This window comes from Pallidibacillus thermolactis (assembly GCF_025660415.1).
Lineage (GTDB): Bacteria > Bacillota > Bacilli > Bacillales > Caldibacillaceae > Pallidibacillus > Pallidibacillus thermolactis.
This window is the reverse complement of the sequence record NZ_JAOUSE010000008.1, coordinates 1-18,010: the sequence shown is the minus strand read 5'-3', so window position 1 is coordinate 18,010 and position 18,010 is coordinate 1. Positions and strand designations below refer to the sequence as shown.

At 35.7% G+C, this 18,010-nt stretch carries 18 protein-coding genes, 7 tRNA genes, 1 pseudogene and 2 riboswitches; of the genes and pseudogenes, 19 read left to right on the top strand and 7 right to left on the bottom strand.

Annotation, left to right across the window (positions count from 1 at the left end):
* The first annotated feature begins 123 nt into the window (after positions 1-123).
* From OEV82_RS04680 to OEV82_RS04635, 10 genes and pseudogenes are all read left to right on the top strand, one after another.
* Positions 124-208, top strand: a tRNA-Tyr gene (locus OEV82_RS04680).
* A gap of 10 nt (positions 209-218) precedes the next feature.
* Positions 219-294, top strand: a tRNA-His gene (locus OEV82_RS04675).
* A gap of 15 nt (positions 295-309) precedes the next feature.
* Positions 310-383 (top strand) — tRNA-Arg (locus tag OEV82_RS04670).
* A 42-nt stretch (positions 384-425) separates the two neighbouring features.
* Positions 426-501 (top strand) — tRNA-Ala (locus tag OEV82_RS04665).
* A 15-nt stretch (positions 502-516) separates the two neighbouring features.
* A tRNA-Met gene (locus tag OEV82_RS04660) sits at positions 517-590 on the top strand.
* A gap of 23 nt (positions 591-613) precedes the next feature.
* Positions 614-687: transfer RNA gene (locus tag OEV82_RS04655), tRNA-Asp, on the top strand.
* Between the two features lie 56 nt (positions 688-743).
* Positions 744-815: transfer RNA gene (locus OEV82_RS04650), tRNA-Glu, on the top strand.
* A gap of 289 nt (positions 816-1,104) precedes the next feature.
* Positions 1,105-2,639: pseudogene (locus tag OEV82_RS04645) on the top strand (ribonuclease J).
* A gap of 117 nt (positions 2,640-2,756) precedes the next feature.
* Entirely contained in the window at positions 2,757-2,981 is a 225-nt protein-coding gene (locus OEV82_RS04640; RefSeq protein ID WP_263061183.1) for a glycine zipper domain-containing protein, read from the top strand.
* 241 nt (positions 2,982-3,222) lie between these two features.
* Complete coding sequence (locus OEV82_RS04635; protein WP_173660713.1) at positions 3,223-3,639, top strand: acyl-CoA thioesterase; 417 nt, start codon at positions 3,223-3,225, stop codon at positions 3,637-3,639.
* A 29-nt stretch (positions 3,640-3,668) separates the two neighbouring features.
* On the opposite strand, the gene OEV82_RS04630 is transcribed toward OEV82_RS04635, so the two are convergent.
* The gene (locus OEV82_RS04630) at positions 3,669-3,800 is read right to left on the bottom strand and encodes a YuzL family protein (protein ID WP_173660711.1); all 132 of its coding nucleotides are present in this window, start codon (positions 3,798-3,800) and stop codon (positions 3,669-3,671) included.
* A gap of 396 nt (positions 3,801-4,196) precedes the next feature.
* Between OEV82_RS04630 and ahpC the strand changes: the two genes are divergently transcribed.
* The 4 genes from ahpC to OEV82_RS04610 all read left to right on the top strand — a co-directional run bounded on the left by ahpC (position 4,197) and on the right by OEV82_RS04610 (position 6,800).
* Complete coding sequence (gene ahpC / locus OEV82_RS04625) at positions 4,197-4,760, top strand: alkyl hydroperoxide reductase subunit C (protein WP_173660709.1); 564 nt, start codon at positions 4,197-4,199, stop codon at positions 4,758-4,760.
* A gap of 57 nt (positions 4,761-4,817) precedes the next feature.
* Positions 4,818-6,344: an alkyl hydroperoxide reductase subunit F gene (gene ahpF / locus OEV82_RS04620; RefSeq protein ID WP_263061182.1), complete on the top strand. Its 1,527-nt coding sequence runs from the start codon at positions 4,818-4,820 to the stop codon at positions 6,342-6,344.
* A 125-nt stretch (positions 6,345-6,469) separates the two neighbouring features.
* The gene (locus tag OEV82_RS04615) at positions 6,470-6,637 is read left to right on the top strand and encodes a hypothetical protein (protein WP_263061181.1); all 168 of its coding nucleotides are present in this window, start codon (positions 6,470-6,472) and stop codon (positions 6,635-6,637) included.
* A 31-nt stretch (positions 6,638-6,668) separates the two neighbouring features.
* A complete protein-coding gene (locus tag OEV82_RS04610) occupies positions 6,669-6,800 on the top strand; it encodes a DUF6254 family protein (RefSeq protein ID WP_263061180.1) in 132 nt (43 codons plus the stop codon).
* A 61-nt stretch (positions 6,801-6,861) separates the two neighbouring features.
* Here OEV82_RS04610 and OEV82_RS04605 read toward each other — a convergent pair whose 3' ends face one another.
* The 3 genes from OEV82_RS04605 to OEV82_RS04595 all read right to left on the bottom strand — a co-directional run bounded on the left by OEV82_RS04605 (position 6,862) and on the right by OEV82_RS04595 (position 9,875).
* Positions 6,862-7,656: an ABC transporter ATP-binding protein gene (locus tag OEV82_RS04605; RefSeq protein WP_263061179.1), complete on the bottom strand. Its 795-nt coding sequence runs from the start codon at positions 7,654-7,656 to the stop codon at positions 6,862-6,864.
* A gap of 413 nt (positions 7,657-8,069) precedes the next feature.
* Entirely contained in the window at positions 8,070-8,849 is a 780-nt protein-coding gene (locus tag OEV82_RS04600; RefSeq protein ID WP_173662356.1) for a TerC family protein, read from the bottom strand.
* Positions 8,850-9,278: 429 nt separating this feature from the next.
* Positions 9,279-9,875: a nitroreductase family protein gene (locus OEV82_RS04595; RefSeq protein ID WP_377701754.1), complete on the bottom strand. Its 597-nt coding sequence runs from the start codon at positions 9,873-9,875 to the stop codon at positions 9,279-9,281.
* Between the two features lie 210 nt (positions 9,876-10,085).
* Between OEV82_RS04595 and OEV82_RS04590 the strand changes: the two genes are divergently transcribed.
* Positions 10,086-10,565, top strand: a complete 480-nt coding sequence (locus tag OEV82_RS04590; protein ID WP_173662355.1) for a DinB family protein — start codon at positions 10,086-10,088, stop codon at positions 10,563-10,565.
* Positions 10,566-10,965: 400 nt separating this feature from the next.
* Here OEV82_RS04590 and OEV82_RS04585 read toward each other — a convergent pair whose 3' ends face one another.
* The 3 genes from OEV82_RS04585 to ssuE form a co-directional block, all read right to left on the bottom strand.
* On the bottom strand, positions 10,966-11,574 hold the full coding sequence (locus tag OEV82_RS04585) for an NAD(P)H-dependent oxidoreductase (RefSeq protein WP_263061178.1): 609 nt from the start codon (positions 11,572-11,574) through the stop codon (positions 10,966-10,968).
* A gap of 147 nt (positions 11,575-11,721) precedes the next feature.
* Positions 11,722-11,895: a hypothetical protein gene (locus tag OEV82_RS04580; RefSeq protein ID WP_173657801.1), complete on the bottom strand. Its 174-nt coding sequence runs from the start codon at positions 11,893-11,895 to the stop codon at positions 11,722-11,724.
* 57 nt (positions 11,896-11,952) lie between these two features.
* The gene (gene ssuE / locus OEV82_RS04575) at positions 11,953-12,498 is read right to left on the bottom strand and encodes an NADPH-dependent FMN reductase (RefSeq protein WP_173657802.1); all 546 of its coding nucleotides are present in this window, start codon (positions 12,496-12,498) and stop codon (positions 11,953-11,955) included.
* A 126-nt stretch (positions 12,499-12,624) separates the two neighbouring features.
* Positions 12,625-12,734: riboswitch (SAM riboswitch) on the bottom strand.
* 128 nt (positions 12,735-12,862) lie between these two features.
* A riboswitch (SAM riboswitch) is annotated at positions 12,863-12,970 on the top strand.
* 78 nt (positions 12,971-13,048) lie between these two features.
* Here ssuE and OEV82_RS04570 point away from each other — a divergent pair.
* The 4 genes from OEV82_RS04570 to OEV82_RS04555 all read left to right on the top strand — a co-directional run bounded on the left by OEV82_RS04570 (position 13,049) and on the right by OEV82_RS04555 (position 17,227).
* Positions 13,049-14,098: an LLM class flavin-dependent oxidoreductase gene (locus OEV82_RS04570; protein ID WP_263061177.1), complete on the top strand. Its 1,050-nt coding sequence runs from the start codon at positions 13,049-13,051 to the stop codon at positions 14,096-14,098.
* A 14-nt stretch (positions 14,099-14,112) separates the two neighbouring features.
* On the top strand, positions 14,113-15,066 hold the full coding sequence (locus OEV82_RS04565; protein WP_263061176.1) for an ATP-grasp domain-containing protein: 954 nt from the start codon (positions 14,113-14,115) through the stop codon (positions 15,064-15,066).
* Between the two features lie 138 nt (positions 15,067-15,204).
* Positions 15,205-15,666 carry a DinB family protein gene (locus OEV82_RS04560; RefSeq protein WP_173662057.1) on the top strand — a complete coding sequence of 154 codons (462 nt, stop codon included), beginning with the start codon at positions 15,205-15,207 and terminating at the stop codon, positions 15,664-15,666.
* A gap of 277 nt (positions 15,667-15,943) precedes the next feature.
* Positions 15,944-17,227 (top strand): C40 family peptidase, encoded by a 1,284-nt coding sequence (locus OEV82_RS04555; RefSeq protein ID WP_263061175.1) that lies wholly within the window; start codon positions 15,944-15,946, stop codon positions 17,225-17,227.
* Positions 17,228-18,010: the final 783 nt, after the last annotated feature.

Below are 18,010 nucleotides of genomic sequence, written 5' to 3'. Positions count from 1 at the left end.
TTTTATCTGAAATATATTTTAAAAAAATAATAGAAAAAGATGTTGACGACGAATATTAACTATGTTAATATAACATTCGTCGGTTGTTCAAACACGTTACACCATAAATTTCCAGTTTTTTATGGAGGGGTAGCGAAGTGGCTAAACGCGGCGGACTGTAAATCCGCTCCCTCTGGGTTCGGCGGTTCGAATCCGTCCCCCTCCACCATTTTGTTATGGCGATCGTGGCGAAGTGGTTAACGCATCGGATTGTGGCTCCGACATTCGTGGGTTCGATTCCCATCGATCGCCCCATAAATATATGAATTTGCGCCCGTAGCTCAATTGGATAGAGCGTTTGACTACGGATCAAAAGGTTAGGGGTTCGACTCCTCTCGGGCGCGCTTTCGTTTATACCGTATTGTTCAATTTAAAATTGTATTGATGGGGCCTTAGCTCAGCTGGGAGAGCGCCTGCTTTGCACGCAGGAGGTCAGCGGTTCGATCCCGCTAGGCTCCACCAATATATAGAAAATATGGCGGCGTAGCTCAGCTGGCTAGAGCGTACGGTTCATACCCGTGAGGTCGGGGGTTCGATTCCCTCCGCCGCTACTCTTCTTATTAATAATAAAAATGGTCCGGTAGTTCAGTTGGTTAGAATGCCTGCCTGTCACGCAGGAGGTCGCGGGTTCGAGTCCCGTCCGGACCGTAGTTGAAAAAGATTTTGATAATTAATTTTGAATCTATTTTCAATCTTTATACTATGGCCCCTTGGTCAAGTGGTTAAGACACCGCCCTTTCACGGCGGTAACACGGGTTCGAATCCCGTAGGGGTCATTATAACAGCGAACCAGTCGCTGTTTTTTTTTATCAACTTGTTGATTCCACGTTTCAATATGATTCTCTTTCTTATCCTTTATCTAGATAAGACATTTATTCATTGTTCCTCTATTTAACCTCAATTTTTATTTTCCATTTACTTAGCATTACAAGGAAAAATAGTAGTACGGCTCACTGTGATGGACATACTAAGAAAAAACAGCAAAAGGAGCTGTATGCCGTGGAAGAGAAAGGAGAAACTTTAACGGTATTTGCACTGGGTGGCTTAAATGAAATTGGTAAAAATATGTATATTATAGAGTATGGTGAAGATATTATTGTAATCGATTGCGGCAATAAATTCCCTGATGAGAGTTTGTTAGGGATTGACTTAATTATTTCTGATTTTTCGTATTTAATTGAAAATGGAAAACGAGTGCGTGCGGTAATTGTAACCCATGGACATGAGGATCATATCGGTGGGATTCCATACTTTTTAAAAAAAATAAATGTTCCAGTTTATGCCACCCGCTTTACGTTAGGGTTAATCGAGTTAAAACTTAAAGAACATCGTTTATTAAGGGAAAGTACATTGTATGAAATTCATCCTAATTCAAATATACAAATCGGTTCGTTTAATTTCACCTTTTTTAAGGTAAACCACAGCATTCCGGATTGCTTAGGTATTGTGATTAAAACGCCTGTTGGAAATATTGTACATACTGGAGATTTTAAATTTGATTTAACGCCTACTAATCAAGAACGACCAGAAATCCATAAAATGGCACAAATTGGTGAGGAAGGTGTTTTACTTCTTTTGTCGGAAAGTACGAATGCCGAACGTATTGGTTTTACACCGTCTGAACAAATGGTGGAAGAACACTTAAATGCCGCTTTTTTAAAAGCTAAAAAGAAAATTATCGTATCTACATTTGCATCAAATATCAGTCGTGTTCAACAAATTGTAAATGCAACAAAGAAAACGAATCGAAAATTGGTTTTACTTGGGAGAACGATGAGGAATGTCGTTGAAATCGCCATTGAAAAGGGATATTTACGTGTACCGGAAGATATGATTGTCGATCGAAATGAAGTAAGTCAATTGGAACCGGAAAAAGTTGTTATCCTATGTACAGGCAGTCAAGGCGAACCATTGGCTGCCCTATCCCGTTTGTCTACAGGAGAATTTCGAGGTGTCGATGTCTTGCCGGGAGATACGGTCATTTTTGCAGCCGGACCGATTCCTGGCAATGAAAAAAATATTACCGCCATCGTTGATAACTTTTTTGCTTTAGGAGCAAATGTGATCTACGGAACTGGTAGCACGTCAGGTATGCATGTATCTGGCCACGGGTATCAGGAAGATTTAAAATTAATGTTAACGTTAATGAAACCAAAATATTTTATTCCGATCCATGGTGAATATCGAATGTTACATCATCATTGCTTACTTGCTGAATCCGTTGGTGTTGAAAAAGAAAATACGTTTATATTACAAAACGGTGATGTCGTTGAAATTAAAAACGGAATAGCGCGGAAAAACGGTAAAATTCCGATAGGCAATATGTATGTTGATGATGGAGAGATCGGGGATATGGAGTTTGTTTTGCGTGATCGAAAGCAAATTTCCGAAGATGGGATGCTGATCATTGTATTAACGATGAGTAAATATGATGGTAGGCTTCTTGCTGAGCCCGAAACGTTTTCCCGGGGGAAATACTAGCTCAAGAAAAATATTCATGGAACGGTATGAAAAAGCAAATTAAAAAGTCGCTTCGTACATTTATACAAGAAAAAACAAAGAAAAAACCAATGATTGTTCCAATTCTTATTGAAGTATGAGGATCGACATTAAGGAGTCATTACTTACCAACATTTTAATGCGTATGATTGGGTAACATAAGGCTTGGATGAGCTAGTTCTTAGTTCATACCAAATATAAATGAGGATGTGATGGTGTTGGCTGAAAGAGATCAAAGAAGAGGTCAAAGAAGAAATCAAAATCAAACAGATAACAGTGTAAGTGAAGCTGTCGGAACAGGCGCAGGTGCTGTTACAGGAGCAGCAATCGGTTCTGTTTTTGGTCCATTAGGTACTGTCGCTGGTGCTGTGGCTGGTGGAGCGTTAGGTAATAAAGCTGGTGAAAATGCCGATAATATGGATGAGAATGAACAAACAGAATAATCAAAGTTAATGATGTAAATGCTATTAACTTTTTATCAGAGGCTAATCATCGATGAGATGGTAAGCCTCTATTTTTTGTAAAAAAATAACGAATTTTCTTGCGCAAAGTATATGAAACACTCTATCATAATATTAGGTGTGATTTGCTGAGAGAGCTTTGATTAAAAGAATGGGTACAATCAGCCTGTCATACCTTAAGAAAGACAAAGGGGAATTGAAACTTTACAATGGGGGGATTGAAATGATCGGTAAAACGATGATCACAGTAATTGAACATGATATTGATGAAATGGGGCATGTCAATAATAAAGTTTACCTAGATTATTTAGAAAAGGGTAGAGAAAATTGGTTTGAAGAAGTATCTGGGATGAACTTTTTAACTATGAAGGAACGCAATTTAGGTACGGTTGTTATACGTATTGAAATTGATTTTAAAAAAGAAGCTCTACTTGGTGATCGATTAAAGGTCGAAACAATCCCTGCTCAATTAGGGAACAAGAGCTTTAAGTTTAAACAAGTGATTTACAATCAACATAATGAATTATTAACAGAAGCGCTTGTTACGTGCGTTATGTTTGATCCGACAGCAAGAAAAAGTATCCCAGTGATCGAAGAAATACGAGAAGGTTTCAAAAATTGCGAATCGGTTTACAATTAAGTATAAGGCCAGTCTTGAACTGGCCTAATTTATTTTTTATATTGATTATTTTGACTGTTTACTTTATCAACATGGGCGTGTTCCTTACCGGGACCAGCATTTCCTTTTACGCTTGCTGCACTGACTCCAGCCTTTGATGGATCTTTTTTTAACCTTGCCATTCCTTTATTCCCCCCTTGAACATTTGTGTATTTATAATTTACCCTGCAAATAAAAAAATATCACCATTTTGTCATTCTGCATGGATCTTTTTCATTTACGGTTATATTATGAATAAGTTTTTCAATTACCTAGTTCGTTATAAAGAATGTTTATTTTTAGTGAAAGATATGAAGCAATATCGTCAAATACTTATATTGTGTTAACAAGCTGTTAAAATAAATCGTTTATTTGACTAAACTATGATGAATATGGATAATAATAGTGTGAAACGCTTAATTTGTTCAAGAAATCTTGACAAATATTTAATTAAAATTTTATTGTTATAATGTGGAAATTGTATAATAATAATTTCTAGAAGATAATAATTTTAAAAAAATATTTAGGAGGAATTGCAAATGTCTTTAATTGGAAAACAAGTTGAACCATTTACATTACAAGCTTATCGAAATGGAGATTTCGTAGAAGTAACAGAAGAAGATTTCAAAGGAAAATGGAGTGTTCTTTGCTTCTATCCAGCTGACTTTACATTTGTATGCCCAACTGAACTAGAAGATTTACAAGCACAATATGATGAGTTGAAAAAACTAGGTTGTGAAGTTTATTCTTGCTCAGCTGATACTCACTTTGTTCATAAAGCATGGCATGATCATTCAGAAGCAATCAGTAAAATTACATATACAATGATTGGTGACCCTTCTCATAAATTAATTCGTATGTTTGATGTGTTACGAGAAGAAGAAGGAGTAGCAGATCGCGGTACATTTATCATTGATCCAGATGGTGTAATCCAAGCAGTAGAAATTAACGCAGACGGCATTGGACGTGATGCAAGTACATTAATTGATAAAATTAAAGCAGCACAATACGTACGTAACCATCCAGGTGAAGTTTGCCCTGCGAAATGGAAAGAAGGAGAAGAAACATTAAAACCTAGTCTTGACCTTGTAGGTAAAATCTAATAGCTCTATGACCGTTTGTTTATAAGAAGGCAAGGCAAATTGAGGAGAGATCAATAAATGCTAGATGCAGATATTAAGCAGCAGTTAGAACAATATTTAAAACTTCTCGAAGGTGATGTATTACTTAAAGTTAGTGTCGGTTCTGATAAAGTATCTCAAGACATGATGGAGCTTGTAGAAGAATTAGCTAGTATGTCGCCTCGAATTAAGTACGAACGAGTTCAATTAGAACGTACACCAAGTTTTAGTGTCAACCGACCAGGGGAAGATACCGGCATTGTATTTGCTGGTCTTCCTCTTGGCCATGAATTTACATCTCTCGTTTTGGCATTATTACAAGTTAGTGGTAGACCACCGAAAGTTGAACAGTCGATTATTGACCAAGTTAAAAATATTCAAGGCGAATATCGATTTGAAACATATGTTAGTTTGACATGTAATAATTGTCCAGAAGTTGTACAAGCATTAAATTTAATGAGCCTACTTAATCCTGGTATTTCACATACTATGATAGAAGGTAAGGCTTTTAAAGATGAAGTTGAGAGTAAAGACATCATGGCTGTGCCGACCGTATACTTAAATGGCGAATTCTTTGAAAGCGGTCGTATGACGATTAAAGAAATTCTAGCTAAACTTGGTAGTGAAGAAGATCCATCGATTTATGAAAAGAAAGAACCGTTTGATGTACTTGTAATTGGTGGAGGACCTGCAGGTGCATCCGCTGCTATTTATGCTGCCCGTAAAGGTGTACGGACAGGGATTGTTGCAGAACGCTTCGGCGGTCAAATTTTAGATACAACGACAATTGAAAACTTCATCTCAGTCAAAGAAACAGATGGTGAAAAATTAGCAGCACAGTTAGAGGCACACCTGAGAGAATATCCTGTTGATATTATGGATTCTGTATCTGTTGAGCATCTCGAAAGAAAAGGCGATATGATCCATATACAATTGAAAAATGGCGCTGTACTTAAGAGTAAAACAGCGATTATTGCAACAGGTGCACGTTGGCGTAATGTCGGCGTACCTGGCGAAGAAGAATTCCGTACAAAAGGTGTAGCCAACTGTACACACTGTGATGCACCATTGTTCGCAGGTAAAAATGTTGCCGTAATCGGTGGAGGGAACTCTGGACTTGAGTCAGCTATTGATTTAGCAGGGATAGCAAATCATGTCACTGTATTAGAGTTTGCACCTGAGTTGAAAGCTGATTCTGTTCTACAAGAACGCGTGAAAAGCTTACCAAATGTAAAAGTGATTAAAAATGCTGCTACAAAGGAAATTACAGGTACAGATAAAGTCAATGGTCTAACTTATGTTGACCGTGAAACAAATGAAGAACATCATCTTGAATTGGAAGGTGTTTTCGTACAAATTGGCCTTGTGCCAAACACGGAATGGCTAGAAGGCACAGTTGAAATGGATCGCGGCCAAATTATTGTCGATAAACATGGTGCAACGAATGTACCAGGCGTGTTTGCAGCAGGAGATTGTACCGATAGTGCTTACAAGCAAATTATAATTTCCATGGGTTCAGGTGCAACAGCTGCTCTCGGTGCATTCGACTACTTAATCCGTCATTAATTTGTATTTTATTTGGTAAAAGCAGACAGAATTGATTCTGTCTGCTTTTTTTATTATGGAAGAATTTGAAGAAAGCATAAATTCCATCTCACTTCTAATAATAAAAATCAGAAGGAGGGATTTTTTTGGCGAAGCGCACCAAGAAAAATGATGCACAACAGAAAAATAAGCAAGGGATTGATTCTGCAATACAAGATACAGAATTTGCTAAGGAAATCGGAAGTGCAAAAGCAAATGAAATTCAGAAGGAAGAGGCAAAACGCCGTCGGGCAGATGGTTGGAATATAGGTTAAACAGAAAATAGAGGAAAAGGGGGCATGATCAATGACTTGGTCAAAACGAACAAAAAGGGATCGTTGGCGTTTACGAAAAACTCAAAACAATCCACCCCATGGAAAAGTTAAGTCATTTGAGGAATTAGCAGAAGAAGCTGGTAAAGATAAGAATGGAAACTAGTAATATGGATTAAAAAGAAATTTGGAGGCAAACAGGTCTTTTTTGCCTCCTTCATCTTATTTTAAGTGCTTATTAAAGAATGATTTTTCTTTTTTAAAGAAATCCAATACCGTTGTTGATTTTTATGTAAGGTAACAGGGTGTTGGAGAAAGTTGGATAACATTTCTTCTGTTAATATTTCTTCAGTTTTACCAGCGTTATACATGGTTCCTCCACGTATTAAAAGGATATGTGAAAACACAGGTAAAATCTCTTCTAAATGGTGTGTTACATAAATGAGTGTTGGACCACCGGGGTTATTTGCTAATTTTTCAATATAATGAAGTACTTTTTCCTTTTGAATAATGTCCAGTCCGGAACACGGCTCATCTAACAGTAAAAGTTTTGGTGACGCCATTAATGCGCGTGCAATGAGGACGCGTTGCTGTTCTCCTTGGGAAAGCGTATTAAATTTCGCGTCATGTAAATGGATGCAGTCCATGAACTCCATTAATTGCCGAGCTTTTTCAACATCTTGTTCGTTCACTTCGTTGTATAAACCAATCGATGCAAACTTACCACTTAAAATTATAGATTGGACCGGATCGTTGTATAACTCCCGTTGTAACGATGAACTTACCCAACCGATCTCCCTTCTTAAGTCTGGAATGCTAGTTTTTCCAAATGTTTTTCCGAGTACTTGAATGTTTCCTTCAGTTGGCCAGAAAAACCCGTTAATTAGCTTTAACAAAGTTGTTTTTCCTGAACCATTTAAGCCAAGGATGCTCCAATGTTCTCCTTTATTTAAATTCCAGGTTATGTTTTTCAATAAGTATTTACCGTCTTTTTTTAATGAAACATTTGATAATGATAACAATTCGATTCTCCTCTCTATTCGATAGTTTCGAGGTGATATCACTAGTTGTTATTCAATATCTAACTATATTTTTTGAATTGTGTAAACAATAAAGCTTTTTTGCGAGGTAGGAAAAGGATGGAAAAGCGTATAAGATAAGCATAAATGCGAATTTTATCATCGTTATTTAACAATAAATTGGCTTGTATCCATACTTCGTAAATGATATAACTTCATTATAGTGTGAGTAATTGTTTTGATGATCAATGTCATAAAAAATTCATAATGAATGTATTACATCATTTACTATTAGGAAACCATTTCTTATAAAAAGTTAGACAAACAAATAGAAGGCTGTCCAATTTTTCAAGGGCTAACCGCAAAACAGTCAATGTTGTTCTGATAATGGTTTGGCCCATTGGACAGCCTCAATCTTACATACTTTGTTTTTCTTTATCTTTTTCTTGTGTAGTTTCGTTATTTCCTTGCTTTTTTCCGGAAACAAACCAGCCAATCACGGCAATTCCAACCATAACGACCCAGAAAATGATGTTCCAAACGGGTCCTTCTACAAATGAATGTGGAATGATATGGAGTGCATCGTGAGCTAACGTATGAACAGCTAATTTTACACCGACCCAGCCGACAATTAACATCGCAGCTGTTTCTAAACTTGGTCGAGCGGTTAATAATTTAATAAATAATGCCGAAGCAAATCGGATCACGATTAATCCTGCAAGCGCACCTAAAACAATAATGATAAACTGTGCAGCATCCATTCCGCCAATGTGACCAAATGTTGTTGCAGGTAATGCAATCACTAATGCTACTGCTGCTAAAATTGAGTCAATCGCAAAGGCGATATCTGCTAATGCAATTTGAGCGACCGTAGCTTTAAAGCTTTTTGGTTTCAATTGTTTTACTTCATGATGATCCTTTTTAATAAAATGTCTGATAGCAATGTACATTAAGTACGCAGCACCGATGGCTTGAACTTGCCATACGTTGAATAAATACGAAATGATAAAGATGGCTCCAATTCGGAAAACAAATGCGAGCATTAAACCGATATCAATGGCTTTTTTCTGTAATTCCTTCGGTAATCCTTTCGCTAATACAGCTAATACTAATGCATTGTCTGCTGATAATAATCCTTCAAGTACGACAAGGACTAATAAAACAGTTCCATATTGTAAAAAAAGTGATAAATCCATAAAGTTCCTCCTTTATAAAATATGTAGTCGAAAGGAAACAAACAAAAAGAGACCTTTGAATTATGAGGTGTAATCATAATTCAAAGGTCTCGTTAACAACGGAATCGTTGCCAATAAAACCGATGGATTCAAACGATCCATGAAATGACGGCTTTATTGTTAAAACTACTCCCCTTTGACTTCACTTTTGTATTATTAATATATCAGATTCTATAAAAAAATGCATTACTTTTTTTAAAAGTTTTTTAGAATAGGTGATTATAATGATTGGAAAAAGGGGGGGATTTCCCCAACTGGCTCAAAATCAAATGTCAATATGTTTTTAAGTTCAATTGAGAAAATTTCTTAATCCTTCCACAAATAGATCGCATCTAATTTCTTGCTTCTGTAGGTGTGTTTTAGCCAACCCTTTTTCAGCAATTATTTCATTTACTTTAATTCGTTTCCGAATTTTCCAGTGAAAAGAGATTCTTTAATTGGACGACGACCATTTGGTTGTTCCCGCTCTTGTAATTTTTCAGAAAGTGCTTCTTTTTCACCTTGATAGCCGATCGCAACTAAAGCTTCAATGGCATAATCCTCTGGGATTTCTAACGTTTCGCGAGCTCTATCAAAATCAAATCCTGTCATAGGATGGGTAATTAAACCGCATTTGTTCGCTTGTAGAGCAAGATGTGCCCACGCTGCTCCTGCATCAAAAGAATGACTTTGAAGAAATTCTCCATTTCTTGTTGTTTTAGAGAGGATTAGCACAAGTACAGGCGCCTTTTTACACCATGATAAATTGAATTCACTAATAAATGGATAAAATCGTTCGCGTTCTTCTTTTGTTTTAGCAATAATAAACCGCCATGGTTGTTCATTGTAAGCAGATGGTGCCCAACGTGCGGCTTCAAAAACCGTTAGTAACACTTCTTCAGGAATTTCCTTATCTAAAAAGGATCTTGGTGACCAACGATTAATAAACATCTCATCGATTTCGTAGTCTGGTTTTCTGTATGATTTTGTTTCCGTAATTATAGTCATGAACATTTCCCTCCTGGACATTATTATATAGCAATACGTTAGTGAATCAAAATAAAGGGATCATATATTTTGAAACTATTTGTCTAATATAGTAAGGTAAAATTGAAAATCTGAATTAACTTGTTCCATCTAATTTTTTCGCATACAACAATATCGAAGAAATAACATGGATTTATAACTATGCAACAATAATGAAATAGGAGTGATCAAATGTACCGAACAGTACAAGATTTTCTGAATGATTGGAGTCGTGCTACAGATGCTACAATTAAAGTACTGGAATCGCTAACAGATGAAAAACTCGGACAAGCCATTGTGCCGGGGCATAATACTCTTGGTTGGTTAGGATGGCATTTAGTGACAAGCATTTCCTATTTTGCTTCACAAGTAGGCTTACAAGTACCGATTTCTGGTGATGTAAATTCGATTCCAGATAAGGCCAGTCAAATTGTTGAGGCATACAAAGCAGCGTCACGTCAACTAGAAGCGGAAGTAAAAGGAAAATTTACAAACGATCATTTAGTTGAAGAAGTTGAAAGCTTGGGTAGACTCATGCCAAGAGGTGACGTGTTGCGCATATTATTGGATCATCAGACCCATCATCGCGGACAAATGACCGTTCTTATCCGACAAGCCGGTTTAAAAGTACCGGGTATTATGGGACCAACAAAAGAAGATCAAGAGAAGTAAGGAAAAATAGAAATGGGGGCTACATTGAACGGCCCCATTTTTTTAACTACTTTTAACTGTGTTTGGGCTTCACTCCATTTTTATGAATTCTTTTTTACTGTCTACTTCTACTTTATACAAAGCATTCATATCTTTATTTTAAGATTTCGCATACATTTCTCAACTTCTTTAAAGTTTTTATCAATTGATTTATAATGATTCATTCTTTTAAATGTTATTTAAAAGATTTTTTCCTTCAATTTATCTTCCTATTCCATTCCATAAACATTTACACTTTAGAGTTTGTGACACATAGATATAGCAATTACAACAAAATTGGTTATTTATAGGGGGAACCAGATTCAAAAAGATGAATCTGGTTTTCCTTTTGAATGAAAGAAAGGATGGAACGATCATCAATTTAATTTATTGGTTTTCTTGACTTTGAAAGAAAAGTTTCGTGTCCTTTCAATTTAACATCGTTCATGTATATTACATTACTAGAACGTGAGGGGAGTATACTTGTAAAATGGGATAATTGCTTCTTGATAATTTGAGATGTTTCTCGATCGATAATCGGATTCTCTTTAAATTTATCTATATGATTATTTAATATATATGCACCTTTCATACATAATCCTTTTAAGTTTGCCAAGAGCGGTTTAAAACTATATTCTAATATGAAATGATAATCGAGGCTTTCGCCAGTCATAATGGGTAGGACCGGTTTTTGTTCAAAGATGTTAGGTGGTAATAAGTCAATATAGGCTTTTAATACGCCGGAAAAGGATCCTTGTAAAACAGGTGAGCCAATAATAATTCCATGCGAGCTGTGTATAGACTGTTTCATTTGTTGGATAAGCGGATTTTGAGAATCAGTGTTGAAAAGTGTTTCTGGGGGAATATCTTTTACAGAAATATGTTTAACCGAAAAACCTTCTTCAATTAGTAAAAGTCCTAAATATTTAAGAACTTGTTCAGTTTCCGATATTTCATTTGGATTTCCTGAAATAATGACAACATCACTCAAATGATTCACCCTTTCATGAATGAAATTAAATTGGTATAACGTGTGACGTTACTTATTTTGCCCCCCTTTTTTCATGCTGAAAAAAGAGGGACATTTCATGAAGTATCAACAGGCTTTGTCTTCTCTCTCACTTCCTTTTAAAATTTTTTAGCAAACGTCCAAAAATTCTTCTGCAAACTCATATCGTTCATTGTGACGATTTTCCCATTTAATTCCATTAATCTTGTACTTTTTTAATTGAGGTGAAGATATTCCAACCAACTCTTCCCTTTGTGAATAGTCTAACGTACTTATTTTGCAAGCAAGGATACGAATGTTCATGATAGTTGCATGCCAAGATATTCATCGCGAATCCAAAATTGTCGTCTTCAGTCTCTTTTAAACGGTTAAATGAACCGTTTGTAAGTCGATTAAACTTTTAAAATAGTACAGTTGCTTTTTTGTTCTTTGCAAAATCTCTTCATCAACGATCGGTTTTTCCCTATATTTATCAATTTGATCGTCTTGAATAAAGATTCCTTTAAGGTTCATCCCTTTTAACGATGCAATTAACGGTTTTAAGCTATATTCTAATGCTAAAAGATGATTAGAACTTCCTCCTGTCATAAGTGGTAATACAGGTTTATGTTGAAATACATCTTGTGGAAATAAGTCGATTAAAGATTTAAATACACCGGCGTAAGCACCTTTATAAACAGGTGTTCCAACAATAAGCCCCTTCGCTTGTTGAACAGATTGTACAATGTTTTGAATGACCGGGCTAAGGTAATTGGCGGTCATGAGGTCCTCAGAAGGGACATCTTTTACAGAAAAATGTGTAACAGACATATTTTCCTTTAACAGTAATGATCCTAAATACTTTAATACTTGCTCAGATCTAGATGTTTCAGTCGGACTCCCCGAAATAATGACGACGTCACTCAATACTTTCACCTCATTTATTTAAAATAAGTTTTTTGTTTTTGGGAAATAAGAGTTGATTGTAAATTATATAAAAAAACCCCTTTTCTTAAAGAGAAAAGAGGATGATTGAAATACGATTCGAATCATTTCTTATCTCCCAAGAAAAACTTCTTGCTGGATTTAGCACCTTTCTGAATGAAATTCAGAGGTTGCTGAAGCGTCATCAGGCCAGTTCCCTCGACTTCTCTTGATAAGAAAATTATTAAATTTGTAAACTATTGTATAACTAAAAAACAGATTAGTCAAGTAGGAATTATTGGGATTATTTTGTTGACATTTCAAAAAATTTATTTTATTATAACAAACAATTAAGTAAATAGTGTTATTCTTATCGAGAGAGGTGGAGGGACATGGCCCAGTGAAGCCTCAGCAACAGGTTCTTTTTTAGAATACTGTGCTAAATCCATCAAGCGATTCGCTTGAAAGATAAGAAGAGATATGAAGTTTATCGAACTCTTTTCTTATCGGAAAAGAGTTTTATTTTTGAATACGATAGAAAGAAGGGATACAGGTGAGGTATGGATTCTGGTTACCAGTATTTGGAGGTTGGCTAAGAAACGTAGAAGATGAAAACATGCCAACAACATTTGAATATGCAAAGGAAGTGATCCAGTCTGCAGAAAATTGGGGCTATGAAGCGACTTTGATTCTTGAATTATATTTAAATGATATAAAAGGAGTCAAAAAAGATACATTAGAAGGATGGTCTCTCGCTGCAGCATTAGCAGCTGTAACAGAAAAAATTGAAATTATCCAAGCGGTACGCCCGATTTATCATAATCCAGCTGTGACTGCGAAACAGGCTGCAACAATTGATCATATTAGCCAAGGGCGTTTTACATTAAATGTCGTATCCGGTTGGTGGGAGGAAGAAGCGAAACAATACGGCGGGGACTTTACATCCCACGATGAACGGTATGAACGAACAAGTGAATTTGTTGAAATTTTAAAAGGATTATGGACCGAAGAAACTTTTTCTTATCAAGGGAAGTATTACAAAATAGAAAATACTCATCTGTTTCCGAAACCAGTGCAAAAACCGACAATAAAACTGTATGCTGGTGGTGAAAGCGATAAAGGAAAGGAAGTCATTTCCAATTATTGTGATGCTTATGTTATGCATGGTGGTACAGTTGATGAAGTGAAAGTAAAAATTGAAGATATGAAACAGCGAAGAGCAAAGGCTGGAAAACAACCTTTGGCAACCTTTGGAATGGCAGCATATGTGATTTGTCGTGATACAGAAAATGAAGCATACGCTGAGTTAGAACGTATTACAAATGTAAAAGATCTAAGTGGTTATGCAGGCTTTAAGGACTTTACGACAAAATCAGAACTTGAACAAAAGTTACAACTTCAAGATTATTCTGTTTCGAATCGTGGGTTGCGTCCGAATCTTGTCGGTACACCTGAGCAAATAGCAAAAAGAATTTTAGAATATGAAAAAGCCGGTGTAAACTTACTCTTATTGCAGTGTTCACCTCAATTAGAAGAGATGGAACGATTTGCAAAACGAGTAATGCCAAAGGTAGAAGAACTACGTGGAGCATTAACAAAATAAAAGGGGATTTGAATATGACAAAAATTTATGTAATACATGAAAATCATGAATGGACAGCCCATTTGTTTAAACGACTGGAAGAATTAAATTTACCTTATGAAGATTGGCACTTAGGAGACGGTATGGTTGATTTAACAAAAACACCACCTGAAGGGATCTTTTACAACCGCATGAGTGCATCAAGTCATACAAGAGGACATCGTTATTCACCTGAGCTTGCCCATGCTGTACTTGCTTGGTTGGAACATAATGGGAGGAAAGTGATCAATGGTAGTCGTGCGTTACAATTAGAAGTAAGTAAAGTGCGTCAATACTTAGAACTTGAAAAATATGGCATTAAAACTCCAAAAACATTGGTTGCTGTCGGTAAAAAACAAATAATTGAAGCTGCAAAGGCTTTTGAAGGAAAAAAATTTATTACAAAACATAACCGAGCAGGTAAAGGTTTAGGTGTTCAATTGTTCCATTCGTTCGATGCTTTAAAAGCATATGTAGAAAGTGATCAATTTGAAAATTCAGTTGATGGAATAACTCTTATTCAACAATATATTGAGTCACCAGAAAAATTTATTACGCGTTGTGAGTTTGTCAATGGAAAATTCTTATATGCGGTTCGGGTGGATACTTCCGATGGATTTGAACTATGTCCGGCTGATGCTTGTCGAATTGATGATTTGTTTTGTCCAGTCGGGGAAGAAACTACGGTTCGCCCAATGTTTGAAATTCAAGAAGATTTTCATGATCCGATTATCGAAAAATATGAACAAGTATTAAAAGCGAATGACATTCAAGTTGCCGGAATCGAATTTATTAAGGATAAGGAAGGGAATATTTACACATACGATATAAATACGAATACGAACTATAACAGCGATGCAGAAGCAAGAAGTGGCAAATTCGGAATGTTAGCAGTTGCGAAATTTTTAGGAGAAGAACTTGCAAAATTAGACAATGAGGCTTTCGTGTAGGTTTTATTTGGCTTACGATTTAAGATAGAGGCTGGTAGGGCGCCTCTTTTATTCTTAATAATAAACCAGCCCTTTAAATCGCTATACTTTTCATTCTTCTTTGATTCCTCTATACTAGAACTGTAGGAGGAATGAAGCATGGAAATGTTAAAACAGTTTAATTTGGCAAGATCATCACTTCTTTCATATATAGAAGAATTAGATGAGGAAATTGTTGATAAACAATCGAAATATTTCGAGCAAACGATTCGTTGGCATATAGGTAATACTTTATTCATGTTCGAAAAGTTTTTATTTGTTTCGCGAGATATGCAAATATTACCGACAGATTATGCAGAGCTGTTTAGTGCAGATATTAGCGTATCCGATTGGAAAATAAAGCCACCAACTTTATATCAATTAGTTGAAAACTTAGTTCATCAACAACAAAGAATTAATGAGTTTAGTGAGCTGTTTTGGAAAACGGATGTGAAATTTAAGGTTCCAAATGGATCAGTCGAAACACATGGCGATTTGTTAATCATGTTAGCTCATCGAGAAGCAGAGACGCTTGGGAAAATAAAAATAATGAAACAAGTTCTGGAAAAGGAAGATCACTAAAAAGAGAAAGGGATTTATTCATTCACTTTACTTTGTGAAAGAATAGATCCCTTTTTGTGTTTTGTAGAGATCTATTAAAAAAGTGGATTGGTTACTATTTACATGAAGTTTTTGAAACTTGACAGGAAAAGTTTTCCAAACTATGATAAAAGAGGTCTGTAAAAAAAATAGGTAATTTGAAACATAAATGTAACATAATGGTAATTCGTTCGACAAAATTGATTTGTAGAATAGTAGTCAGAAATGTCAAAAGATAGGGAAAAAGGTGAGATCTTAAATGAAAAAGTCAATTGCTGTTCTAAGTGCTACGATTCTTTTAGGAACAGGTTTATATACTGCAACACCGACTTTTGCAGAAAGGCCTGCGGAGATTCAACAAAAAATAGATGAAAATCGCAATAAGCAAGCTAAAGTGGAAGAGCAAATCGCCAAAATTGAAAATGCAATTAAAGAAAATGAAAAAATAATTGCAAAAACGGAAAAAGATATAAAGTTAACGCAAGATGTAATCGACCAGTTAAATGCTGACAAAAAGCATCTTCAAAAGAAGATGGAAGAGCGCAAAGAATTAATAAAAGAACGCCTCCGACTTATGCAACAAAATGGTGGGAATAAAGCTTACTTGGATATCATTCTCGGTTCTACTAATTTTACAGAATTAGTAAGCAGAACAAATGCAGTTTCAAAAATTATTGAGGCCGATCAAAATTTAGTTGAAGAACAGAAAAGAGATGCTAAACTGCTTGCTAAAAAGGAAAAAGAATCTGAAGAAAAATTAATGAGTTTAAAAGATAAAAAGTTAGAACTAGAAGGAATCCAAGCAACAATTTCTGAACAAAAAGCGCAGGCAGAAGCACTTAAGAAACAACTACTAAATACGGAAGAAGACTTAATCCAACAAAAGAAAGAGGCAGAAGAAGCTGAAAGAAGAAGAATTGAAGAAGAACGTGCAAGAAGACAAGCTGAATTACAAGCAAGACAAGCAGAAACACAAACACAAACCCAAACAAGACAAGTAGAATCACAAATAAGACAAGAAGAAACACAAGATACACAAGCACAGTCACAAACGGCACAATCACAATCAATTAATTCAACACCATCAAAATCTTCTACAAAGAAGGAAACAAAAAAAGACACTAAGGTCAAAAATTCAACCTCAACACCATCGGCTAGTGCTGGTAATGCCATTGGAATTGTAACTTCTATAGGTAAGCAATTTATCGGTAATTCCGTATATGTTTGGGGGGCACAAGACCCTGCCAGAGGTTATTTTGACTGCTCTGGTTTTGTCAATTGGGCATTTAAACAAGCAGGAATATCTGTTGGAAGATCTACGTCTGAATTAAGTAGCCAAGGAACAAAAGTATCTGTAAATGAGATGAGACCAGGTGATCTTGTCTTTTTCGATACATACAAAAAAGATGGACACGTTGGTATTTATTTAGGTAATGGTAATTTTATCGGATCACAAAGTTCAACAGGTGTAGCGATTGCAAGTATGACAAGTGGGTATTGGAAACAGCATTTCAGTGGCCATGTTCGTCGCGTAATAAAATAATGGTATAAAGTCAAAAGCTTTCCAATGATAGGAATATAATATTTTTGGAAAGCTTTTGACTAATTTATATTTGCGATTACATGGATTAACTTCATTCTTTTTTATTTACATTGAAAAGGTGGAGGTACTAGACTGTCTTTGTCTTTATTTAGTTGGAACACTTTGCTGCCTAACAAAGCTTTTTTACCGTGGAAATTTCCGACTAACATGGGATATTCTCACGGATGCTTGTCTAATAATAGTTCTGCAATCATTAATTCCGTTTCGATATTTGGAGAAAGTTTGGCGGCAATTTCATTATTTAAAAATCTTAAAATCTTGCCAACAGGAATTTCCTCTAGCGATGCAACAGGATGTTCAGGAAGAGTTGGCGGTAGGCCGACACCATTTTCCTCAAGGAATTTCTTAAGGTCACTAATTTCTTTCTTACGAATAGCAATTAGTAAATCTTTTAAATCGTAACCCCATCATGATTGAGCATAGTATGTTTGATATGTTGCTTACACAACTAAGTGATGCAAAACGTAAGACTATGTAGCAAATACTTCCCCATAATGTATTGGTTCTTCTTTAGGATTTCCACTTAAAATACCCAAGTTCATTTTCCAACTACTTAAAAACTTTACATGGAAAATAAAAAAACGAAATCAAATATGATTCCGTTTCAGACTGTCGACAAACCCCAACTCAAATGCTTCATTTGAGTTGGGATTTGTCTTTTTTTGCTCATCATTTTCTAAGATTCTTATCTTATTTAGGCTGGACATGGTCTTTTCCATGTCC

Coding starts and splice junctions, on each gene's coding strand:
- ahpF (WP_263061182.1), top strand. CDS start 4,818: ATGCTAGATGCAGATATTAAGCAGCAGTTAGAACAATATTTAAAACTT.
- OEV82_RS04600 (WP_173662356.1), bottom strand. CDS start 8,849: ATGGATTTATCACTTTTTTTACAATATGGAACTGTTTTATTAGTCCTT.
- OEV82_RS04630 (WP_173660711.1), bottom strand. CDS start 3,800: ATGGCAAGGTTAAAAAAAGATCCATCAAAGGCTGGAGTCAGTGCAGCA.
- OEV82_RS04590 (WP_173662355.1), top strand. CDS start 10,086: ATGTACCGAACAGTACAAGATTTTCTGAATGATTGGAGTCGTGCTACA.
- ahpC (WP_173660709.1), top strand. CDS start 4,197: ATGTCTTTAATTGGAAAACAAGTTGAACCATTTACATTACAAGCTTAT.
- OEV82_RS04635 (WP_173660713.1), top strand. CDS start 3,223: ATGATCGGTAAAACGATGATCACAGTAATTGAACATGATATTGATGAA.
- OEV82_RS04560 (WP_173662057.1), top strand. CDS start 15,205: ATGGAAATGTTAAAACAGTTTAATTTGGCAAGATCATCACTTCTTTCA.
- OEV82_RS04610 (WP_263061180.1), top strand. CDS start 6,669: ATGACTTGGTCAAAACGAACAAAAAGGGATCGTTGGCGTTTACGAAAA.
- OEV82_RS04555 (WP_263061175.1), top strand. CDS start 15,944: ATGAAAAAGTCAATTGCTGTTCTAAGTGCTACGATTCTTTTAGGAACA.
- OEV82_RS04595 (WP_377701754.1), bottom strand. CDS start 9,875: ATGACTATAATTACGGAAACAAAATCATACAGAAAACCAGACTACGAA.
- OEV82_RS04580 (WP_173657801.1), bottom strand. CDS start 11,895: ATGAACATTCGTATCCTTGCTTGCAAAATAAGTACGTTAGACTATTCA.
- OEV82_RS04565 (WP_263061176.1), top strand. CDS start 14,113: ATGACAAAAATTTATGTAATACATGAAAATCATGAATGGACAGCCCAT.